At 70.8% G+C, this 21,036-nt stretch carries 19 protein-coding genes; 10 read left to right on the plus strand and 9 right to left on the minus strand.

The window, feature by feature from the left end; all coding sequences use genetic code 11:
• Positions 1-2: 2 nt before the first annotated feature.
• Entirely contained in the window at positions 3-1,553 is a 1,551-nt protein-coding gene (locus ACIBVN_RS08920; RefSeq protein ID WP_397134224.1) for an alkaline phosphatase D family protein, read from the minus strand.
• A 218-nt stretch (positions 1,554-1,771) separates the two neighbouring features.
• On the opposite strand from ACIBVN_RS08920, the gene ACIBVN_RS08925 reads away from it, so the two are divergent.
• The 5 genes from ACIBVN_RS08925 (at position 1,772) to ACIBVN_RS08945 (ending at position 6,901) form a co-directional block, all read left to right on the plus strand.
• The gene (locus ACIBVN_RS08925; RefSeq protein WP_397134226.1) at positions 1,772-3,001 is read left to right on the plus strand and encodes a Glu/Leu/Phe/Val dehydrogenase; all 1,230 of its coding nucleotides are present in this window, start codon (positions 1,772-1,774) and stop codon (positions 2,999-3,001) included.
• Between the two features lie 86 nt (positions 3,002-3,087).
• Positions 3,088-3,570: a cupin domain-containing protein gene (locus ACIBVN_RS08930; protein WP_397134228.1), complete on the plus strand. Its 483-nt coding sequence runs from the start codon at positions 3,088-3,090 to the stop codon at positions 3,568-3,570.
• 83 nt (positions 3,571-3,653) lie between these two features.
• Positions 3,654-5,021, plus strand: a complete 1,368-nt coding sequence (locus ACIBVN_RS08935) for an APC family permease (protein WP_397134230.1) — start codon at positions 3,654-3,656, stop codon at positions 5,019-5,021.
• The gene (locus ACIBVN_RS08940; protein ID WP_397134232.1) at positions 5,018-6,022 is read left to right on the plus strand and encodes an acetamidase/formamidase family protein; all 1,005 of its coding nucleotides are present in this window, start codon (positions 5,018-5,020) and stop codon (positions 6,020-6,022) included. The genes ACIBVN_RS08935 and ACIBVN_RS08940 overlap by 4 nt, the downstream gene beginning before the upstream one ends.
• A gap of 57 nt (positions 6,023-6,079) precedes the next feature.
• Positions 6,080-6,901, plus strand: coding sequence for a trypsin-like serine peptidase (locus tag ACIBVN_RS08945; RefSeq protein ID WP_397134234.1), 822 nt, complete (start codon positions 6,080-6,082; stop codon positions 6,899-6,901).
• On the opposite strand, the gene ACIBVN_RS08950 is transcribed toward ACIBVN_RS08945, so the two are convergent.
• Genes ACIBVN_RS08950 through ACIBVN_RS08960 form a run of 3 tightly spaced genes read right to left on the minus strand, consistent with a single transcriptional unit; the run spans position 6,885 to position 8,841 of the window.
• Positions 6,885-7,772, minus strand: coding sequence for a Gfo/Idh/MocA family protein (locus tag ACIBVN_RS08950; protein WP_397134236.1), 888 nt, complete (start codon positions 7,770-7,772; stop codon positions 6,885-6,887). The two genes, ACIBVN_RS08945 and ACIBVN_RS08950, sit on opposite strands and share 17 nt — an antisense overlap.
• Positions 7,769-8,680: an NAD-dependent epimerase/dehydratase family protein gene (locus ACIBVN_RS08955; RefSeq protein WP_397134238.1), complete on the minus strand. Its 912-nt coding sequence runs from the start codon at positions 8,678-8,680 to the stop codon at positions 7,769-7,771. The genes ACIBVN_RS08950 and ACIBVN_RS08955 overlap by 4 nt, the downstream gene beginning before the upstream one ends.
• 2 nt (positions 8,681-8,682) lie before the next feature.
• Positions 8,683-8,841: a hypothetical protein gene (locus ACIBVN_RS08960; protein ID WP_397134240.1), complete on the minus strand. Its 159-nt coding sequence runs from the start codon at positions 8,839-8,841 to the stop codon at positions 8,683-8,685.
• A gap of 113 nt (positions 8,842-8,954) precedes the next feature.
• Between ACIBVN_RS08960 and ACIBVN_RS08965 the strand changes: the two genes are divergently transcribed.
• Genes ACIBVN_RS08965 through ACIBVN_RS08975 form a run of 3 tightly spaced genes read left to right on the plus strand, consistent with a single transcriptional unit; the run spans position 8,955 to position 10,879 of the window.
• A complete protein-coding gene (locus ACIBVN_RS08965) occupies positions 8,955-9,647 on the plus strand; it encodes a TetR/AcrR family transcriptional regulator (RefSeq protein WP_397134242.1) in 693 nt (230 codons plus the stop codon).
• 24 nt (positions 9,648-9,671) lie between these two features.
• Positions 9,672-10,001 (plus strand): helix-turn-helix transcriptional regulator, encoded by a 330-nt coding sequence (locus ACIBVN_RS08970; RefSeq protein ID WP_349457202.1) that lies wholly within the window; start codon positions 9,672-9,674, stop codon positions 9,999-10,001.
• A complete protein-coding gene (locus ACIBVN_RS08975) occupies positions 9,998-10,879 on the plus strand; it encodes a hypothetical protein (protein ID WP_397134245.1) in 882 nt (293 codons plus the stop codon). Before ACIBVN_RS08970 ends, ACIBVN_RS08975 begins: the two co-directional genes overlap by 4 nt.
• On the opposite strand, the gene ACIBVN_RS08980 is transcribed toward ACIBVN_RS08975, so the two are convergent.
• The 4 genes from ACIBVN_RS08980 to ACIBVN_RS08995 all read right to left on the minus strand — a co-directional run bounded on the left by ACIBVN_RS08980 (position 10,866) and on the right by ACIBVN_RS08995 (position 16,890).
• Positions 10,866-11,456 carry a TetR/AcrR family transcriptional regulator gene (locus ACIBVN_RS08980; protein ID WP_397134247.1) on the minus strand — a complete coding sequence of 197 codons (591 nt, stop codon included), beginning with the start codon at positions 11,454-11,456 and terminating at the stop codon, positions 10,866-10,868. The two genes, ACIBVN_RS08975 and ACIBVN_RS08980, sit on opposite strands and share 14 nt — an antisense overlap.
• 6 nt (positions 11,457-11,462) lie before the next feature.
• Entirely contained in the window at positions 11,463-13,805 is a 2,343-nt protein-coding gene (locus ACIBVN_RS08985; protein WP_397134249.1) for a PEP/pyruvate-binding domain-containing protein, read from the minus strand.
• Positions 13,802-15,217: an MDR family MFS transporter gene (locus ACIBVN_RS08990; RefSeq protein ID WP_397134251.1), complete on the minus strand. Its 1,416-nt coding sequence runs from the start codon at positions 15,215-15,217 to the stop codon at positions 13,802-13,804. Before ACIBVN_RS08990 ends, ACIBVN_RS08985 begins: the two co-directional genes overlap by 4 nt.
• A 266-nt stretch (positions 15,218-15,483) precedes the next feature.
• The gene (locus ACIBVN_RS08995; RefSeq protein WP_397134253.1) at positions 15,484-16,890 is read right to left on the minus strand and encodes a M20 family metallopeptidase; all 1,407 of its coding nucleotides are present in this window, start codon (positions 16,888-16,890) and stop codon (positions 15,484-15,486) included.
• A 142-nt stretch (positions 16,891-17,032) separates the two neighbouring features.
• Here ACIBVN_RS08995 and ACIBVN_RS09000 point away from each other — a divergent pair, with 142 nt between their 5' ends.
• Both ACIBVN_RS09000 and ACIBVN_RS09005 read left to right on the plus strand, forming a co-directional pair.
• Entirely contained in the window at positions 17,033-17,956 is a 924-nt protein-coding gene (locus ACIBVN_RS09000; RefSeq protein WP_397134255.1) for a LysR family transcriptional regulator, read from the plus strand.
• A gap of 201 nt (positions 17,957-18,157) precedes the next feature.
• Positions 18,158-20,164 (plus strand): hypothetical protein, encoded by a 2,007-nt coding sequence (locus ACIBVN_RS09005; protein WP_397134257.1) that lies wholly within the window; start codon positions 18,158-18,160, stop codon positions 20,162-20,164.
• 48 nt (positions 20,165-20,212) lie between these two features.
• On the opposite strand, the gene ACIBVN_RS09010 is transcribed toward ACIBVN_RS09005, so the two are convergent.
• A complete protein-coding gene (locus ACIBVN_RS09010; protein WP_397134259.1) occupies positions 20,213-20,773 on the minus strand; it encodes a TOPRIM nucleotidyl transferase/hydrolase domain-containing protein in 561 nt (186 codons plus the stop codon).
• Positions 20,774-21,036 lie beyond the last annotated feature (263 nt).

Here is a 21,036-nt window from a genome sequence, read left to right on the forward strand (position 1 = left end):
TTTCATCTTAGGTGTACAGAGTCGATCGGAGTGACGGAGTCGCCGTCGGACTCGTACCAGATGACCTCGTCGGGGAAGGTCAGCGTGGCCAGCGCGTTCTGGAACCAGGGCCCCTTGGTGACCCGCCATCTGAACGGCGGCCGCGGGATGCCCGCCAGCCGCGCCAGCAGCCCGCCCACCAGCGTGGCGATCCTGAACTGGGTGAACACGTTGGCCCAGCGCAGCAGGCGGCTGAGCGGGTTGCGGATGGGCGAGCAGACGATCTGGTAGACCGGCGCCGAGCGGGCCTTGGCCAGGTAGGAGTAGTGGACGTCGCCCGAGAGGATCAGCACCGGCTTGCCGAGCCCCATCAGCAGCCTGGCCAGGTCATCGAACGAGCGCCGGAAGGCCGCCCAGTGCTCCAGGTCGATGGCCTGCCGGAACTTCTCCGACCACCGCCGCACGAGCCCGCCCCACTTGCCGTCGGACAGGGCCTCGTTCCAGTTCTGCACGCCGTGCACACCCTCGGGGAGCAGGAACGGGATCGACGAGCCGATGACCAGCCGCTCCGCCGGGGCCGCGAGCTGCTCCTCGAGCCAGGCCCACTCCTCCGCGTCGAGCATGCGACGGTCGCCGGGCGTGAGCTGCCTGGCGCACCTCGTGTCGACCATGATCAGGCGGGCCCGCCCGAGGTCGCGGGCGTAGCTCCAGCGGTTGCTACTCGGCTCGGCGTCCGCCTTCTCGGCGAACGCGTCCAGCGCCGCCCCGCCGTCGCCGCCCTCCATGAGCACGCGCAGCAGGGGCTCCTCCGCACGCTCGGCCGGCGACAGGTTGCCGAGGTGCTGGTAGATCCAGTACGCCCCGAGCCCCGCGACCACCCGGCGTTGCCACCAGTGCGTCGCGGCCATCTGCTCGCGCCAGGGCTGCGAGGTGTTCCAGTCGTCGCGTACGTCGTGGTCGTCGAAGATCATCGCGGTCGGCACGGTGGACAGCAGCCAGCGGATCTTCGGGTCCGTCCAGGTCAGCCGGTAGAGCTCGGCGTACTCCTCGAAGTCGGCGATCTCCCCCTGCGGCTCCGTGATCCTACGGGCCCTGATGTAGTCCAGCATCTCGGACGAGGGGCTGTCGGCGTAGACCTGGTCGCCGAGGAGCAGCAACAGGTCGGGCCACTCCTCGTCACCCGCCACCGCGAGGTGGTCGCCGTACGCGCGCAGCACGTCGGCCCCGTATGCCAGGACGTGCGCCGCGTCATGCGGCACGCTGGCGCGGCACGAGCCGAACGCCAGCCTGCGCGCCCCGTCGGCGGGCAGCAGCCGGATCCGGCTCGGCGGGCGACCCGCCAGTGGCCATACCTGCTCCCCGTCGAGGCTCACAGAATACGAACCGATATCCTGGGAGAGCTCAACGAGATCCACGATCGCGTAGTGGTGACCGTGCACGGTGAAGGTAGGCGACCGGTAAGTCCTGCCGTCCGCCTCGATGGCGACCGTGCAGGGTTCGGCGGTCTCCACCCAGATCGAGGCGCTGACGGAGTCCACGTACCGCAGCATCGGCCCCATCACGAGTGCGGGCATCTCACCCCCGGGATTTTGACGATTCGGCACGTTCACGGGACGCAAGCCTGCCAGAGTGGCACGGTCCACAGCACCTCGATGAGCGGCCCGATTTCTACCAATAACTAGGCAAGGTCAAACGCCCCACCCTAGGATGATCGCGACAATAGCGCCCACAAGTGGAAGGCAATGGCGCTTTCCCTGCAAATAGGGCGCGACTAACAGGAGGACTCGCTTCCATGAGCATCATGGTGCCGTCAAAGACGCCGGCCCTGATCACCCCGGGCCGCCAGGCCCTCGACTCCGCTCTCCACCAGCTCGCCCGGGCCGTCGAGCAGCTCGGGTTCGACGACGAGACCCACACGATGCTGGCCACGCCCCGCCGCTCCATGGCCGTCGCGGTCCCGGTGCGGCGCGAGGACGGCCGCGTGCAGGTGGTCCAGGGGTTCCGGGTCCAGCACAACGTCTCGCGCGGCCCCGCCAAGGGCGGGCTCCGCTTCCATCCCGGCACCGACCTCCACGAGGTCACCGCGCTCGCGATGTGGATGACGTGGAAGTGCGCGCTGGCCGGCATCCCGTACGGCGGCGCCATGGGCGGCGTGGCCGTGGACCCGGCCGGACTGACCGCCCGCGAGCTGGAGCGGCTGACCCGCCGCTACGCCGCCGAGATCCTGCCGCTGGCGGGCCCGGAGAAGGAGGTCCCCGTCCCCGACGCCGGGACCGATGAGCGGACCATGGCCTGGATCCGCGACACCTACCGGCTCGACTCCGGCTACTGGGCGCCGGGCGCGAGCATCATGACGCTCGAGGACGCGACCGCGCGGGGCGCGCGGGTCGCCGCGCTGTCCGCGCTCGGCGGCTCCCCCATGGGGCTGACCGTGGCCGTGCAGGGCTTCGGCAAGGTGGGCGCGCGGATCGCGCACCACCTCGCCGAGGCGGGCGCCAAGGTGGTGGCCGTCTCCGACGCCTCCGGCGCGGTCCACGCGGGCGGCGGCCTCGACCTCGACGGCCTGCGCGCCTGGAGCGCCGAGTCCGGGGGCGTGTCCGGCTACCGCGACGCCGACGCGCTGGACCGGGACGACCTGCTGGAGCTGGACGTGGACATCCTCGTCCTGGCGGCGCTGGAAGGCGCGATCAGCGAGGCCAACGCGCCCATGGTCCGCGCCCGCCTGATCGTGGAGGCCGCCAACGGCCCCACGACCCCGGAGGCCGACGAGATCCTGGCCGCGAACGGCGCCACGGTCGTGCCCGACATCCTGGCCGGCGCCGGCGGGGTGATCGTCTCGCACCTGGAGTGGGTGCGGAACGCCCAGGCCGGCTCGTGGAGCCAGGCCGAGTTCGACGCTCGGCTCCATGACCGCATGCATGACGCGTTCATCGAGGTGAGGTCGCTCGCCACCGCCCGCGGCCTGACCTTCAGGGAGGCGGCGCACGCCGTCGCCGTGAGCCGCGTCGTCTCCGGCCACTAGCCCGGGGGAGGCGATGCGTGCCGTCGCCGTGGGTCGCGTCGCCTCCAGCCACCAGCCACCAGCCCGATCGCTGCAAAGATGACCTCATGACCTATCCTGAACCGCGTTACCACGGGGACACCGGGGAGCTCAGCGCGACCTACCGCCCGTTCGGCCACAAGCCGGAGCTGACCTACCCCACCACCGGCAACACCGTCCACTACCTGGCCACCGGCGCCACCACCAACGGCCAGTTCGGGCTCTACCGCTGGGTGATGGGGCCGGAGCCGTCCGGGCCCAGCCCGCACTTCCACAAGTCGATCTCGGAGTCGTTCTACATCCTCGAGGGCAGCGTGCGGATCTACGACGGCACGCGCTGGATCGAGACCGAGCCGGGCGACTGGGTGCACGTGCCGGAGGGCGGCGTGCACGCCTTCCGCAACGAGTCGGGCGCGCCCGCCACCATGCTGCTCCACTTCGCCCCCGGTGCTCCGCGCGAGGGCTATTTCGAAGGGCTGCTCGACCTGGCCGGCAAGAGCGAGGAGGAGAAGGCGGAGTTCTTCATCCGCCACGACACCTACTGGCTCTAGCCGGCCGGCGCCGTGGGAAGCCTTTTCACTCGAGTGCTTTGGATCTAACGTGCGAATCACCCCCCACGCACTTGGAGCCGTACATGAGCACGATCGAGCAGTTCGGCTACCGTCAGGAGCTCAAGCGTTCCCTGGGCTTCTCCGATCTGATGATCTATGGCCTGATCTTCATGGTGCCGATCGCGCCGTTCGGCATCTTCGGCCACGTCTTCGCGGTGTCCCATGGGATGGTGGCGCTCGCGTACGTCATCGGCCTGGTGGCGATGGCGTTCACGGCGCTGTCGTACGCGCAGATGGCCCGCGCGTTCCCCATGGCCGGCTCGGTCTACACGTACGCGGGCCGGGGCATCGCCGCCCCCGTCGGGTTCATGGCCGGCTGGGCGATCCTGCTCGACTACGTGCTCGTGCCCTCGCTGCTCTATCTGGTGGCCGGCGTGGCCATGAACGGCTCCGTGCCCGCGATCCCCGTCTGGGCGTGGCTGGTCGCGTTCGTCGTGCTCAACACCGTCGTCAACTACCTCGGCATCCAGATGACGGCCAGGATCACCCGGATCATGCTGGTCGCCGAGCTGGCAGTGCTGGCGATCTTCCTGGTGGTCGGCGTCATCGCGCTGGCCCAGGGCAAGGCGCAGACCGGTGTGTTGACGCCAATCTTCGAGTCCTCCGGGTTCACCTGGAGCGTGGTGCTGGCGGGCGCCTCGGTGGCCGTGCTGTCGTTCCTCGGCTTCGACGGCATCTCCACGCTGGCGGAGGAGAGCCGCGAGGACGCCCGCCGGCTCGGTCGCTCGATGGTGGCCGCGCTGGGGCTGGCCGCGGTGCTGTTCGTGGCGCAGACGTGGGTCGCCGCGCTGCTCACCCCCGGCCGCGACGCGCTGATCGCGAACGACGACGTGACGGGCACCGCGTTCTACACCACCGCGGAGTTCGCCGGCGGGCACTGGCTGGCGGTGCTGACCGCCGTGGCCACCGCCATCGCGTGGGGCTTCGCCAACTCGCTGGTCGCTCAGGCGGCCACCTCGCGCCTGCTGTTCGCGATGGGCCGCGACCGCCAGCTCCCCGCGTTCCTGGCCAAGGTGGATCCCAAGCACAAGGTGCCGGTCAACGCCACCCTGGTGGTGGCCGCCGTCTCGCTGGTCATCGGCCTTTACATGAGCACCAGGCAGAACGGCATCGGCGAGCTGACCTCGCTGGTCAACTTCGGCGCCATGGTCGCGTTCATGCTGCTGCACATCGCCGTCGTCGTGCACCACGTCTTCCGGCGGCGCAGCGGCAACTGGCTCGCGCACCTGGTCGCGCCGGTGATCGGCTTCGTCGTCCTGCTGGCCGTGGTCTTCAACCAGAACGTCTACGCGCAGTGGGCGGGCGGCATCTGGCTGCTCATCGGCCTGATCGTCCTCGGCGCCTCGTACCTCTCCGGCCGCCGGCCCGTACTCCCCTCGGAGGTCAAATGAATGTCGTCTCCTACCGTCCCTCGCCGGAAGAGCTGAGCTACACCTTCGGCGGACGCTCGGCCGTCGGCAAGGTCCGGCCGGGCACGATCCTGGAGCTGTACACCGAGGACTGCTTCGGCGGGCGCGTCCGGAGCGTGCACGACCTGCCGTCGCAGGTGTGCGAGTTCCCCTACCTGAACCCCGTCACCGGCCCCTTCCACGTCGAGGGCGCCGAGCCGGGCGACACGCTGGCCCTGCACTTCATCAAGATCACTCCGGCCAGGGACTGGGCGGTGTCCACGACCTTCCCCCACTTCGGCGCGCTGACCGGCACCCACACCACAGCCATGCTGCAGCCGCCGCTGGAGGAGCGGGTCTGGCGGTACGACATCGACCTCGACAGGGGCGTGGCCGTCTACCACGCCCGCAACAGCGACTTCAGCGTGGCCCTGCCGCTCGACCCGATGCACGGCACGGTCGGCGTGGCCCCCGCCGCGAACGAGGCACGCATGACCATCACCCCCGACGCGCACGGCGGCAACATGGACACCCCCGAGCTGCGCGCGGGCGTCACCGTCTACCTGGGGGTCAACGTCGAGGGCGGGATGTTCTCGATCGGCGACGGCCACGGGCTGCAGGGCCACGGCGAGGTCTGCGGCACCGCCGTGGAGTCGGCCATGAACACCGTGGTCGCGGTCGAGCTGGTCAAGGGCGTGGCGACGCCGTGGCCGCGCCTGGAGGACGACCTGCACCTGATGTCCACGGGGTCGGCCAGGCCGCTGGAGGACGCGTACCGGATCAGCCAGCACGACCTGGTCACCTGGACCTCGGAGCTGACCGGGCTGGACACGCTGGACGCCTACCAGCTCGTCAGTCAGGCCGGGCAGGCGCCGGTCGGGAACGTGTGCGACACCAACTACACGATGGTCGCGAAACTACCCAAGGCGTACCTCGGCCGGCCGGTCGCCTACGAGTCGGCGCACGATCGGCTGCGCGCGCTGGGTTTGCAGTACACAAGTTAGGGTAAAGCTTAATCTTGCAGGTCAGAGCACTGATCATCTTCATTCTAAGGTGGGAGGGTGCTCAGGTTGGTGCTGTCTCTGGTCCTGCTCGACCCAACCGCCGTCGCCGAGGTGTCGCAACGCAGCGTCCCCGTTCCCCGCATCCTGACCCCCGACGGCGACCGACTGGGCTACGCGCCGGTCCCGCGCCCCTACGCGGGGCCGCGGCGGCTCACCGGGATGTTGCTCGGCCACGACCCCGTGACGCGGACGAGCGTGCTGTGCGGGGGCGCGGTGATCGGCTCGCGCAGCCGCAGCCTGGTGCTGACCGCGGCGCACTGCCTGTACCAGCACGGGCGGGCGATCAAGCAGCTCGCTTTCCTGCCGGGCTACGACCGGCGGCCGCGCATGGGGATCTGGCCTGCCGTGCGCACGTGGGTGCCGGCCAAGTGGCGCCATGAGCCGTACTCGCCGGATCTGCTGCCGTACGACATCGGCCTGGTCGGCGTGGTGCGCCGCAAGCGCCCGCTGGAGGCCGTGACCGGGCGGGGGCTGCCGCGGCTGGCCACCGCCAGGGGCACGGAGCTGCGCGGGCTGGAGCTGCTCGGCTACCCGGGTGGCAAGGACTATCCGGGCACGCAGATGTACCGGTGCGTGGGTGACGCGGTCGAGGCGCTCACCGAGGGGCCCGGGCTGATGGTCACGCACAACTGCCACGCCGCCGCCGGGGGCAGCGGCGGGCCCGCGCTGTACGGCGGTGCGGTGGCCGGCGTCGTGTCGTCGTCCAGCCCGCTGAGTGACTCGAAGGGGTACACCGTGCTCACCCGGCTGAACGAGCCGGCGTTCGAGCGGATGTTCGCCAAGGCCGACAGGTCGATGCAGCTCACGCCGTCCGGCTGACGATCTCCTCGCAGAGCGCGTGCGTGGCCAGGGCGTCGTCGGCGGCGATCCGGCGGCCCTCGCGTACGGCGGCGAGGAACTCCAGGCAGACCTGCTCGATGCCGCGCTGCCTGGCCACCGGTGTCCAGTCGGGGCGGCGGAAGAGCGTCTCGCCGCCCCGGTAGTCGATGACGTCGCCGAGGTTGACCACGCGGCGCTTGGCGCCGTCGCCCATGGCCTCGCAGGACTCCTCGCTCGCCCCGCTGACCCGGTTCATGACGCCGATGGCGGTGAAGCCGTCGCCCGACAGCTCCAGGACGACGTGCTCCAGCAGGCCGTCCTGGACGCGGGTCCTGATCGTGGTGCCGGTGACCGGGCCTGGGGCGAGGAATCTGAGGGTGTCCACCACATGGATGAAGTCATCAAATATCGCCCGCCGGGGTGCGTCGGGGTGATTCTCGCGGTTCTTCTCCATGAGGAGGAGATGGCGGGGATGAGCGGCAAGTCCGACATATCCGGGTGCGTATCGCCGGTTGAAGCCGACCATCAACGACCTCCCCTCGGCCTCGGCCAGCCGCACGAGCTGCTCCGACTCCGCGAGCGTGTAGGCGATCGGCTTGTCGACGTAGACGTGGATCCCGGCCCGGAGCAGCGGCTCGACGAGCTCCGGATGGGCGTCGGTGGCCGCGTGCACGAACGCCGCCTCGACCCCCGACTTGATCACCTCGTCCACGCTGGTGGAGCGCCCGGCGACGCGGTAGGTGTCGCCGAGCCGCTCCAGCCGAGCCTGGTTGCGCGTGCAGAGGTGCAGGTCGAGGGCGGGCTGGGCGGCCAGCACGGGAAGGTATGCCTTCTCCGCGATGTCACCCAGACCGATCATGGCTATCTTCACGTGTCGAGCGTAGCCTTGAGCGCCTCGTCGATCGGGGTAGGCGCGACGCCGAACGTGCGCTGGAACGCCGAGGAGTCGAGCACGTACGGCGCGGTGAACTGGTAGCGGATGTGCCTGAGCTCGCCGAGCATGGGCGAGAAGAGCCCGGCCGCCCTGACCAGCGCCCACGGCAGCTGCGCCATCTTGGGCGCGGGCAGGCCGAGCAGCGCGGCCATCCGCTCGGCGAGCTGGCGGAAGCTCAACGGGTCGCCGGTGGGCACGTGCCAGGCCCGGCCCCAGGCCCGCTCGTCGCCGCCGGCCACGATCAGCGCTTCGGCCACGTCGGGCAAGTACGTCCAGCTGTGCGGCATGTCAAGGGGATAGGGGACCGAGATGGTCTTGCCCGCCCTGAGCGGCACGAGGAACCGGTCCCCCAGGTAGGACTGGTCGCTGGCGCCCGGACCGAAGTAGTCGGAGCCCCGCACCTCGGTCACCCTGATCCGTCCCGCCTCGTGCGCGGCCAGCGCGTCCCGCCATATCTTCGCCCGCACCTGCGCCTTGGGGTTGGTGGAGGCGAGCGGCAGGTCCTCGGTCATGGGGCCGGTGACGGGCCCGTACGGGTAGAGGTTGCCGAGCATCGCGTACACGGCGCCGCTCGCCTCGGCGGCGGCCAGGAACGACTCGGCCATCGGCGGCCAGTCGGTGAGCCAGCGGTGGTATCGCGGGTTGACGCAGTTGTAGAGGACGTCGGCTCCCTTGGCGGCCTCGATCAACCTGGCCTTGTCGGCGACGTCGGCGGCAACCTTGACAGTCCCTTCTGGGCCGCTGCCCGAGCGGGTCACGACGGTGACGTCCTGCCCCTGCGCGACGAGCTTGCGCGCCAGATGCGTGCCGACCTGGCCGGAGCCCACGACGACGTGCTTACCCATGATCAGACCTGCTTCCAGATGATGCGGAGAACCGCGTTGAGTACGAACAGTGCGAAAAAGACGGCGGCCGGGGTCACCAGACCCGAAGCGTAGAGGGCGGCGGCGCCGCCACCGAACCAGAGGATCTCCAGTGCGGCGGCGTTGGCGTGCTTGGCCGGCATCCGGTCCCCCGTAGGTCGTCGCTCGATTACGAGAGCAATGCTCTCTCAAAAGAGCGGCGATCGTCAAGAGCGGTGCTCTCGTTTTTTGGCACCGCTCTGATAGCCTGCGTTGCATGACAGCCAGCCGTACCGCCAGAGAACGCGTCAGAGCCGAGCTCACCAGGGAAATCACCGACATCGCGCGCCGCCAGCTCGCCACCGAGGGCGCCGGCGGCCTGTCACTGCGGGCCGTCGCACGCGAGATGGGCATGGTCTCCTCGGCCATCTACCGCTATTTCCCGAGCCGGGACGACCTGCTGACCACACTGATCATCGACGGGTACAACGCGCTCGGCGAGGCCGTGGAGCGGGCCGACGCCGCGTGCCCACAGGACGACTTCCCGCGCCGGTGGATGACGATCTGTCACGCGGTACGCGACTGGGCGGTGGCCCACCCGCACGAATACGCGCTGCTCTACGGCTCCCCCGTGCCCGGCTACCAGGCGCCACAGGACACGGTCGCGGCCCGGGTACGCGACGTCACCGTCCTGGGCCGGCTCATCTCCGACGCCTGGCGCGCGGGCGCGATCCGGCCGCCCGCGGATTTGGTGCCCGAGGAGCTGACGCCGGAGGCGGCCGCGCTCAGGGACCTCATGCCCGGGGTGCCCGACAGCGTGCTCTGGCGCGGAGTCTCGGCGTGGACCGCGCTGTACGGATGGGTCAACTTCGAGGTGTTCGGCCAGTTCAACAACACGATCGAGGACCGGCAAGCGGTGTTCGGGCACTCGATGCGGCTGGCGGCCTCGACGATCGGGCTTGCTCAGTGAGACTTATTAAGTTTTACTGAATACATGGCACGGAAGAAGCAGGAACTCGGCCGCTTCACGGACGTGGCGCTGCTGGTCCTCATCAGTCTCGCCGAAGGGCAGAAGCACGGTTATCGAATGATCAATGACATCGAGGAGTTCTCGGGGACCGCGCTGGAGCCGGGCACGCTCTACGGGGCGCTGATGCGGCTGGAGGAGCGCGGCTGGATCGAAGCGGTCGAGTCGACGGAGCGGCGCAAGCCGTACCGGATCACCGACAGCGGGCGGGACGCGCTGAGCGAGCAGCTCGCCACGCTGCGGCGCATCGAGCAGGCGGGCGCCAGGCGCACGGGAGCCGCTTGGGGGCTCGCATGATGCGGGCTGTGGCCGAGGCGATGCTCAGCCTCTACCCGAAGGCGTGGCGGGAGCGTTACGGCGAGGAGGTCGACGATCTGATCGCGTCGCGGCCGGCACGGGTGCGCACGGTGCTCGACCTGATCAGGGGCGCGGCCGACGCCTGGGTCCACCACCGGCGCGTGCCGGGGGCCGGGGCCTTGACGGTTCCTCTCGCGGCGGTCCTGGTCTGTGCGGGGGTGGGCCTGGGGCTCCTGTGGAATCCGGGCGTACGCGACGTGGCGAGTCTGCAGGGCGTGTGGGCCGAGGCCGCCAGCTTGGGGCCGATCGCCGGGAAGATGCGGGGCATGGCGCAGACGTGGTTCGTCATGGCGAGCGTCATAGCCGTGCTCTCGGTGGCGCCGCTGCTGCACACCTGTTTCGTCGCGATGCGCCGTTCCGTGCACGGGCCGCTCACGCGGATGACCGCACGACGGGTGATCACGACGGCCGCACTGCTCGTCGTCCCCGTCGGGCTGGTCGGCCAGATCTTCGCCAGCATGGCCTTCCAGGACGCCGGCTATCCCGTCGGGCCGCTGGGCGAGGCGATGGTGGGCGGTTTCCTCGTGCCGATCATCATGGCACTGGTGCTGTCGCTGCCCATGACGGCGGCGGGCGCGCCGTCGCTCGGCTCCTCCGTGCGCGGCACCGGCCAGATCCTCGCGTCGGCGGTCATCTGCAACGCGCTCGGTTGGGCGTTCGTCGCGGTCCTGCTGGCGATGGGCCTGGAGAAGGCGTCCTGGTCGTTCCTGGCCATGGTGGCGCTGAGCGCGCTGGTGAGCGTGTGGATGGGCGCGCTGGTGGCGAGGAGCGCGATCAGGCGCGGCACGACCGTGATCGGCCTGCTCAGCCCCGCGTGAACAGCGGCACCAGCACCTCGTCCACGACCGCGACGATGAGCTCGTCGGGGATGGGCGAGCCCTCGAAGAGGAAATGGTGGCGCAGCAGCGCGTGACCGGCGTCGAGGCGGCGAGGGGTGATGGCGGCGGGGTCGACCTCGCCGCGCTCGACGGCCCGGCGGAGGACCTCCTCCATCAGCTTCCTGGAGGTGCGCGTGGAGTTCTTCCGCAGGGCGGACAGCGGCGAGTTGCCACGCAGCGCCTCGCCGAGCAGCCCGCGCATCGCCTCGCCCGCCGGGCCCGCCATCGCCTTCGCCGTGAGCCTCAGCATGGCCAGCAGGTCGTCGCGCAGGTTTCCGGTGTCGGGCGAGGACTCGGGGGTGGGCAGCGTGTGGTAGACCGCCTCCATCACCAGCTCGATGCGGGTGGGCCAGCGCCGGTAGAGCGAGGCCTTGCTGGCCCTGGCGCGCTCAGCGACGCGCTCCATGGTCAGCCCGGCGTAGCCGGCCTCGTCCAGCTCGTCGAGCGTCGCCTGGTAGATGGCGGCGTTGAGTGCCTCGCCCCGGCGTCGTGGCAGCTTGCGGTGGTCGGTCACCATGGCATTTTAGGAAGCACGAGTGACGTGCCCCGTGTTTCCGTTGACCGTGACGAGCCGGCCCTCCTCCAGCACGGCGGTGCCCCTGCCGGTGCCCATGACGGCCGGGATGCCGTACTCCCTGGCGACGATCGCGGCGTGCGAGCCGGCCCCGCCGGCGTCGACCACCACGGCCGCCGCCTGCTGGAACAGCGGCGTCCACGACGGGTTCGTGTACGGGCAGACGAGCACGTCGCCGCTCTCCAGCTTGGCGAACTCGGCCGGCTCCCTGATCACCTTCACCCGCCCGGTCGCCACGCCGCCGCTCGCCGGCGATCCGGTGACCAGCGCGTCACCCGTCTCGCGGACGGGGAAGACCGCGGCGGGGTCGATGAGGCGCACACCGGACAGCTCCTCGCGCTTGGCCGAGCGCGCCCTGACCAGCTCCCGCAGCCGTTCCCGGTCCGCGCCCGGCAGCGTGGCCACGTCCGCGATCGACTCCAGCTCAGGCAGCCGCAGGTGGAAGACGTCCTCCGGCCGGTCGAGCACGCCTTCGCCGCGCAGGCGGCGGCCCATTTCCAGCAGCGACCTACGCAGGATCGGCTGCGGCATCATGAAGTAGAAGTGGCTGTCCTCGCGGAACGCGATGCCCGCGCGGGCGGCCGCCACCCGCCGTCGCATCCTGGCGCGGCCCCGGGCTCTCAGCAGCGGGTGGCGGAGCAGGCGTTCCATGGCGTCGTCGTCGCCCTTCCTCCCGGGCGGCCGGCCGGCCAGCACCCTGACCAGGTCGATGACGATCTCAGGAGCGTCCGCCCAGGTGGGTGTGGTGACGAGGATCGGGCTCGCGGTCTCGCGGTGGCCGTACTCTGCCAGGAACGCCCGCAGCGCCTCCTCGAACTCGGCGGGCCTAGGGTCCCGGTCGAGCGCGCCGGTGCGCCTGGCCATCTCGGCCAGCCGTTCCAGCGCCTGGTTGGCGTCGGTGGTGCGGGTACGCGCCCCGTGCAGCAGGTCGCCGAAGAGCTTGCCACGCCCGAGCAGCTTGACCGCCACCAGCAGCCGCAGCAGCGCCAGCCCCGTGCCGGGCAGGTAGTCCACGCGCAGGTCGGCCACCGGGCGCACCAGCGCCAGCGCCAGCCCGGGCACGCGGACGAGCTCCGGCCACGGCATCCCGCCCAGGTCGCGCGCGGCCAGCTCCTCGACCGCGGCGAGGTAGTCGCGGAAGCGCGGGTCCTCGGTCCACCGGGCGGGGTCGTACCTCCTCGCCCTGGCCAGGAGGCGGAACGGGACAGTGAGTATCCCGGCGGTGGGCCGCGGCGACGGCGGGATGATCTGATAGGCGACGCCGTCCTCCTCGCGCAGGAACCCCTCGAACACACCGCGCACGCCGAAGGCGGCGGCCACCCTGCCCATCAGCCCGGCGGGGCCGTACGGGAGCCAGGTCGTCATGTCGATCGGGTAGGGGCGTTCCGTGAGGTATTCCAGCAGGATGCCGGAGATGCGGCGCCGGATCGGGTTGAGCTCGCCCACCGGGGGTGGCGGGAGCGCGGTCATGGGGCGGGCCTGCACCAGCTGGACGCGGCCGCCCGCGTAGGCCCACTCGATGTCCTGGGGCCGGCCGAAGTGCGCGGCGACCTCCTTCCCCAGCCTCGCCAGCTCCTTCAGCGCCTCGTCGGGCAGCCGTTCGTCGGCGGTCGCGCCGGTCTCGCGCGTGACGCCGCCGTCCGCCACGCCCCTGATGACCACCTCGCGGCGGCCGGGCGTGAACTCCGTCCGGTCCGACGAGATCACGTAGTGGTCCGGCGTGACCAGCCCGGACACGACCGCCTCGCCCAGCCCGCTGCTGGCGTCGACGACGAGCCGGGTACGGTCGCCGGTGACCGGGTCCGCGGTGAACATGACGCCCGCCATGTCCGCCTCGACCATGCGCTGAACGACCACCGCGATGCTCACTTCCTCGACGGCCAGCCGGGCCCGGTAGGCGATGGCGCGTTCGCTCCAGAGCGAGCCCCAGCAGCGGCGTACGGCGTCGAGCACGGCCTGCTCGCCCACGACGTTCAGGTACGTGTCCTGCTGGCCGGCGAACGCGGCTCCCGGCAGGTCCTCGGCCGTGGCGCTGGACCGCACGGCCACCGGCCCGCCGCCGAGCTCGGCGTACGCGCCGGCGATGGCCGCGCGCAGCTCGTCCGGCAGCTCGACCTGCTCGAAGTACGCCCGGGTGCCGTGCCCCTGGGCGACCAGATCGTAGGCGTGGGTGGTGACGACGAAGCCGTCGGGCACGGGGAAGCCGTTCCTGACGAGCTCGCCCAGGTTGGCGCCCTTGCCCCCGGCCACGGCCAGGTCGCCACAGGCGCTGAGTGGTGCGACGAGTTTCACGATCTCTCCTCGGCGTAGGCAGTGGTGCGGAGTGGGCGCGCCGGCAGCGCCAGCGCGAGGAAGAAGGCCACGGCGAGCAGCGGCGCCATGGCCGCGAACACCGGCGGCACGGCCGCGGCGAAGTCCTGGCGGACGCTCTCCGGCACGGCGGACGGCTGGGTGGCGGAGATCCCCGACCTCAGGGTGATCAGCGCGCCCACCAGTGCGACCCCGGCCGACGCGCCGATCTGGCGCAGGAAGGTCACCGAGGAGGTGGCGGCGCCCAGGTCCGCGTACTCCACGGCGTTCTGCGCGGCCAGCACCATGGTCTGCATGACCAGCCCGACCCCCAGCCCGGTCAGCAGCATGGCGCCCGCCAGCGCCAGGGGGTCGGCTCCCGCCAGGCCGATCAGCCCGAGCCCGGCGGCGGCCACGGCCGTGCCGACGACGGGGTACGGCTTGTACTTGCCGGTGCGCGTGATCAGCCGTCCGGACACGATGGTCGTGGCGAGCACGCCTCCCATGAGCGCCGTCACCAGCAGCCCCGCCTGCGTCGCGCTGGAGTGCAGGGCGATCTGCAGGTAGGCGGGCATGTACGTGACCGTCCCGAACAGCGCGAACCCGATGAGCAGGCTGATCAGCACGGGCACCGCGAAGGCGCGGTCGCGGAAGAGCCGCAGCGGCAGGATGGGATCCTTGGCGAAGCGCGTACTGACCAGCCACGCCACCGCCCCCGCCGCCGCCACGGCCAGGAAGGCGGGATGCCTGGTCTGCCCCGCCATGACCACCCCGACGACGGCCACGGCCAGCGTGACGATCCCCGCGACATCAAGCGGCGCCCCGCGCTCTTGAGGTCGCCCATGGGGTCGGCCTTGAGGTCGGCCTTGGGGCCTCGGGAGCCGCAGGGTGACGCTCAACACGACGAGCGCCAGCACGCCCAGCGGCGGGTAGACGGCGAAGATCCACCGCCAGCTCAACTGGTCGATGAAGACCCCGCCGAGCAGCGGCCCGCCCACGGCGGCCACGACGTACACGGCCCCGATGAGACCGAGGTAGCGGCCCCGCTCGCGCGGGCTCACGACCTCGCCGATGATCGCCTGCGCCCCGATCATCAGCCCGCCGCCGCCCATGCCCTGCACGGCGCGGAAGGCGATGAACTGCGGCATCGACGTGGCCAGCGCGCACAGCACGGCCCCGGTCACGAAGATGACGATGGCTGCCTGCATGGCGGGCTTGCGGCCGTACCGGTCACCGAGCTTGCCGTAGACGGGCATGACGACGGTGGCGGCGACGAGGTACGCGCTGACGACGGCGGGCATCTGGTCCAGCCCGCCCAGACTGCCTGCCACGGCCGGCAACGCGGGCGCCATGATCGTCTGATCGAGCGCACCCAGCAACATCGCCAGCATCAGGCCGGACAGCACGAAGCCCATGGCACTTCTCCTTAGAGAACGAACCGTTCTCTAAGGAGCATAGAATTAAGCGCAAGGAAACGCAACGTTCACTAATCTCGGTGCTCTGTCGGCGCGTACACGGCGAGGTCGAACCGCTCGAGCGCGTTGCCGATGGCCGCCGCCGCGATCGCGCGTCCGGCGGAGCCACACCTCGCGGACGCCGCCGGGCGGTCCGCGGGCTGAGCCGAACCGGTCGAGGCGACGGCCGTCGAGGGTCCTTCCGGCGGGGGGCGCGGCTGACGTCGTCAGGCCGGGCGGCGAGCGGGGAGAGGGTGGTCGGCCGGAGGGTTGCCGAGAGCGTGGAACAGCGCGGCGGCCAGCACGATGCCCTCACGGGCGATCATGGCCAGCAGGTGCTCGTCGGGCGCGTGCTGGAGGCAGCCAGGGTACGAGTGCGGCAGCCACAGTGTCGGCAGGCCGAGGACGTCGGTGAAGACGAAGTTGGGCAGGGAACCGCCGATGTTCGGCAGCACGGCGACACGCTTGCCGGTCACCTGCTCCAGCGCCCCCTTGGCCCATCGTGTCCACGGGTCGTCGAGTGCCGTACGGCTGGCGGGGAAGTGGCGCAGGACGCTGACGCCGACCATCGGGTAGCCGTGGGCGGCGAGATGCTCGGTGATGGCCTGCTCCGCGCCGCTCACATCGGTCCCGGCCACGTACCGCAGCTGCAGGATCGCACGGGCCCGTCCGGGGATCGCGTTGACCGGGTTGTCGATGTCGCCCGACCCCATCGACAGGACCTCCAGCGTGTTCCAGCCGTACAGCCGCTCGGCGGCGGTCAGACCGGTGTCGCCCCAGCCTTCGTCGGGGACCGGGTCGCCGGGGGTGTTCGCGACCGTGACGCCGGCCAGCGCCTCGCGGACCGCGTCCGGGAGCTCCGGCGGCAGCAGCGCGGGCACCTGGACGCGCCCGTGCCCGTCGACGCAGCTCGCGATCGCGCCGGCGAGGGTGGTGGCGGGGTTGCGGAGGACACCGCCCCAGTTGCCGGAGTGATAGCTGTTGGGGCGCAGATCGACCTCGAGCTGGATGTCGACGCCTCCGCGTGACCCGAGGAACAGCGTGGGCGTCGCCGCGTCCAGGCGCGGGCCGTCCGAGGCGATCAGGACGTCCGCCCGCAGCGCCTCGCGGTGCGCGGCGGCGAACTCGGCCAGCCCCGGCGAGCCGACCTCCTCACCGGACTCGAAGAGGAAGATCAGGTTGAAGCCGAGCCTCCCCTGCCGGGCGAGCAGCAGGCGCAGCGCCGCGAGGTTGATCAGGTGCTGTCCCTTGTTGTCGGCCGATCCGCGGCCGTACCAGCGGTCGCCGTCCGCGGTCAGCGTCCACGGGTCACGGCCTGCGCTCCACCGGCCGGCGTGGCCGTCCACCACATCGGCGTGGCCGTAGCAGAGGAGCGTCGGCAGCGAGGGGGACTCGACCCGGGTGCCGACCAGGAACGGCCCCCCGCCGGCGTCGGGGTTGGGGTGCTCGGTCACGGAGCACCCGAGGTCGGTCAGCGCGGGCGCCAGAACCTCGTCGAGGTATGCCTTGACAGCAACACGGCTTTCCGGCTTGGTGCTCTCGGTGGGATAGGAGACCATCGTGGCGAGCTCGGCGAAGAAGGCACCGGAGTCGACGTACTCCTCCGCCTGTTCGATGAGGTCTGCTGGGATCACGAGAGGTTCCTCCGTGGAGTCTGGGCGGCGCTCCGATCAGCAGCGTAGGGCGGTTCACCGGCCGGGGACCATTGCCGTTTGCCGCATCCCGCGTTCTACTATTGGCAAACCCGCGCCCGAAGCCTGACCGGGAGGTGGTCCGGTGCAACTCCTGCCAGTGGGCCTGTCGTACTTCCTCGAGGTCGCGCGGACCGGTTCGGTGACCGAGGCGGCCCGTTCGCTGACCGTCGCGCCTTCGGCGATCAGCAGGCAGATCAGCAAGCTGGAGTCGGGGTGCGGGGTGTCCTTGTTCGTCCGGCATCCGCGCGGGATGACACTGACCGAGGCCGGGTCCCGGCTCCTCGCCCATGTCCGCCGCAGCGAGGCCGAGGCGTCCGCTCTGGTGAACGAGTTGCGGACCGGACGCGGAGCAGATGCCCGCAATGTCACGGTGGCCTGTTCGGAGGGGTTCGGACGCCGTATCGTCCCGCGGGCGATGGCGGCCTTCCGGCGCGACCACCCCGACGTGACGTTCCATCTCGACGTCGTCCCCCGGCAGGAGGCGACCCGCCGGGTGATCGAGGGGATCGCCGACGTCGCCGTCACGTATGCGATGGGACCGCAGCACGATGTGCGGGTGGAGTGCGCCGTCGTGATCCCGGTGGTCGCGATCGTCCCGCTCGGGCACGAACTCGCGGGGCGGGGTCAGGTCGGGCTGGCGGAGTTGTGCGAACACCCCCTGGCCCTCGCCTCCACCGGCACCAGCCAGCGTGAGCTCTTCGACATCGGCGCGCAGATCGAGGGGCTGACCGTCCGCCCGGTGCTGGTCTGCGACGGGCTGGGGCCGCTGCACGAGTTCGTCCGCTGCGGGGGTGGCATCGCGCTCGTAGGGGATCTCGGCGACCTGCATCGCGAGACGTCGGTCGAAGGGGTCGCCTACGTCCGGCTGGACCATCCCGTGTTCCGCCAGCGGGAGGCCCAGGTGCAGACCGCTCTGGGCCGACGGCTGCCCTGGGCGGTGACGGAGTTCGCGGGGCTGCTGGTCTCCTTGCTGTGCCCGCCGGATGGGAACGTGGCCGCCGGATAGCCGCGTGCGTCATCCCCCATGCGCTGCACGACGCGGAAGACGATGAACTGCGGCATCGACGTGGCCGGCGCGCACAGCACGGCCCCGGTCACGAGTCTGGCGATGGCGGCCCGCGCACAGCGGGTCGATGGTCCATCATGGAGAGTCATCGGCCCGCGCGGCTTCCAGCCTCCAGGGCAGCCGGAACCACCGTGGGGAATCATGCGGACCTTTTTCGAGCCGGACCAGGAAGAGGAGTTCGAGGCGGCCAAGGACCTGCTGATCCGCCGCTGCCTGGACTGGGCCGAGGACCGCGGCCTCGCCGCCGACGGCTTGGTGCTGACGGCGGCCTTGGACTCCCGCCATCGCAGCAGAGACGGACGGCTGGCCTTCTGGGATGCCGCGCAGGTGCGGCGGTTCCTGCTGGAGTGGATCCCCCGGTACGTCGCCGCACCCCGGGAGGACCTCGACGCCGCCCCGGAAACCCTGATCACGCTGCTGCGCTACCTCGACGCGACCGGCGTCCGCGACCCGCGCGGCGCCGCTACGGCCGAGTTGGAGAAGGCCGTGGCCGAGGCCGTGAAGGAATATCCGGCGGCGTTGGCGGACCCGTACCGCCTGGGGCTGGCGAAGTTCTGGGCGCAGGTGGCCATCGACAACGGTGTCGACCCGGGCGACCACAAAGCCCTGACGAAGTTCCAGCGCGATGTCGACGCGGGGCGGGTGACGTACGACGCGGACGTGCTCGACCAGGTGACGGAGGCACGTTTCCTCGGGTTGGGGCCCGACGAGGAACGGGCGTTCCCTCAGCCGCCCATCGTCCTGCCGCCCGCGCCTGAGATCGCCGCCGCCGCGGCGCGAAGCGAGACCGTACGGAGGCTGGCGGCGCTGGCCGACTGGGCCGGAGCGGAGGGCCGGCCGCTGACCGGCGCCGGAAACCTCCGCGTGGCCGACGCCCGCGAGCTGGCCGAGCTCCTCGGCACCGGCGAGCAGGACCTCAAGGTTCGCAGCGCCACGCACATGCCCAAGCTGCATCTCCTCGTCGAATGGGCGAAGGCCGCCCGCCTGGTTCGCGTGAGCAAAGGCCGCCTCCTGCGGGTGGCCAAGGCCGCGCCTCTACTGCGTGACCCGGAACGGCTGTGGTCGCGGGCCTTCGAGGTCTTCTTCGACCTCGGTCCCATGATCGGCGCCTCCGCCTCGGGATGGGACGCCCAGTCGCTGCTGGCGGAGGTCTTCGACGAGGTGATGGCGGACGTGCTGAACAGCGTGTACGGCCTCTCGGACCAGGTCCCCGTGGCCCGCCTCCAGGAGACGGTCTGGCTGGCCTGCAGCGAATACCTGCGGCTGGGCGATCGGACGCATGGCCTGTGGCGGCGGAAGGCCGACGACGACCTGGTCGCGGCGCTGGAGGCCCTGGCCGAGCTCGGCGCCGTGGAGCTGAGACACGGCGTCGCCGATCCCCTCTACCTCAGCGACCTGGGCGATGACGATGACGAACAACCCTTGCCGCCGGAAGCGCGGACCCGGCTGCGTGCCATCCTCACCGAGCCGGGCATGCTCGTGAGCCTGACACCGCTCGGCATGCGGGGCGTGCGCGAGCGGATGCTCGCCGAGGGCCGGGACGCACCGCTGGTGGGCGAGCTTGCGCAGGCCGCGCCGGGCGGGTTGCTCGGCGTGCTCGCGGAGCACTACCCGCCGGAGGAGGCCACGACCGAGCTGGAGGGCTGGCTCGCGGCTCATGGCGGGGATGTCGAGCCGTTGCTGGATGCCGTGCGAACCTGCCCGTTCCGCACCCGCGCGTCCGCCATGCTCACCACCCTGGTGGAGACCCATCCCGACGGCCGGTCGCTCCTCGCGCGCCTGCGCGGGGACCGCGCGCTCGGGCCCATCGCCATCACCCTGCTGCATGACGCCGGAGCCGTGGGACCCGAGGATATGTCCGCCTCCGAGCAACTCCTGCTCATGACAGAAGGCCTGCTCAACCTGCTGGAGCTGGCCGGTCCGGAGGAGGTCGTGACGCAGCTCGGCCAGATGGCGGGCAGGGAGGCGCCACAGATCATCGAGGCGGTGACGCAATCCGGTCATCCCGCCACGGTCGGCATGGACGAGCTACGCAGACTGGTGGCCGAGCCGCTGCGTACCCGTTCCCACGCGCTCCGTTTCGTGGAGGGGCCTCGGCCGGGGGCGCGCGGCCGGCGTTCCGGTCATGGCAAGAAGCGCAGGCGCTGACGTCAGGGATCGGTTGTCTGCCCCCGAACCCGGCCATCTTCGGCTGCCTCAAAGGTGGGCCAGCAGCCTCTCCAGCGGCCGCGGCACACGATCGAGATCGAGTGCCGCGACGAGCAGGCCGGAGTAGCGGATCTTGCGGCCACCGCCCGACCCCATGAACCGGCGCAGCTGGTCGTGAGTGGTGCCCCCGCGCCATGCGGGTTGCCTCTGGAGCGTACGAAATGAACGCAGCTCGCCCTCGGCATCGACAACGCGCTCAACCGCGGCGGTGCCGAGGGCGCGAATCAACTCGTCTTCCAGGTCAGCGACGCACACGAAGAATCCGAGTGCCTCCAGATCGCTTCGGCTGAGATTTGATCCCAGTCCGGCGCGCTCGAGGGCCTTCCGGAAGTCGCCTTCCTCCCTCGCGTCACAGAGACCGGCCAGCCGGAGATTGCGACCGGGAGGGCCGAACTTGCCGATATACGTCCCGATGTTCGTGGCACCGCCCATCGCCACCAGGGAGATGCCTTCGGCCGCCAGGTTCCGGCCACGGCGCTCGGCCAACGCTTCGATCGCCGACTTATCGCTGACTCCCTCGACCAGGACCACGGTTTGCGTGTCGCTCACGAGCCCAGCCTTGCACCGAACGTAGAGAGGTTCATCCCCTTTTACGCACGGGAAGGTCACCGGCTGCCGCAGATCACGTTCTCCGCCTGCCGCACTGAGGAGGCACGGCGCGGCTCGCCGGGCAGAGCCAGCGCGCCCGCCAGATTTCTCATTTGCTTTGGCAAAAAAGCTCCATGAGCCACAACCAATGCTTGCCCGACAAAGCAACCAAAGATCTCATTTCCACCACACCAGGCCGTAACAGCGACTTCACACAACCCGCT

The sequence above is a fragment of the Nonomuraea sp. NPDC049400 genome (assembly GCF_044466425.1).
Lineage (GTDB): Bacteria > Actinomycetota > Actinomycetes > Streptosporangiales > Streptosporangiaceae > Nonomuraea.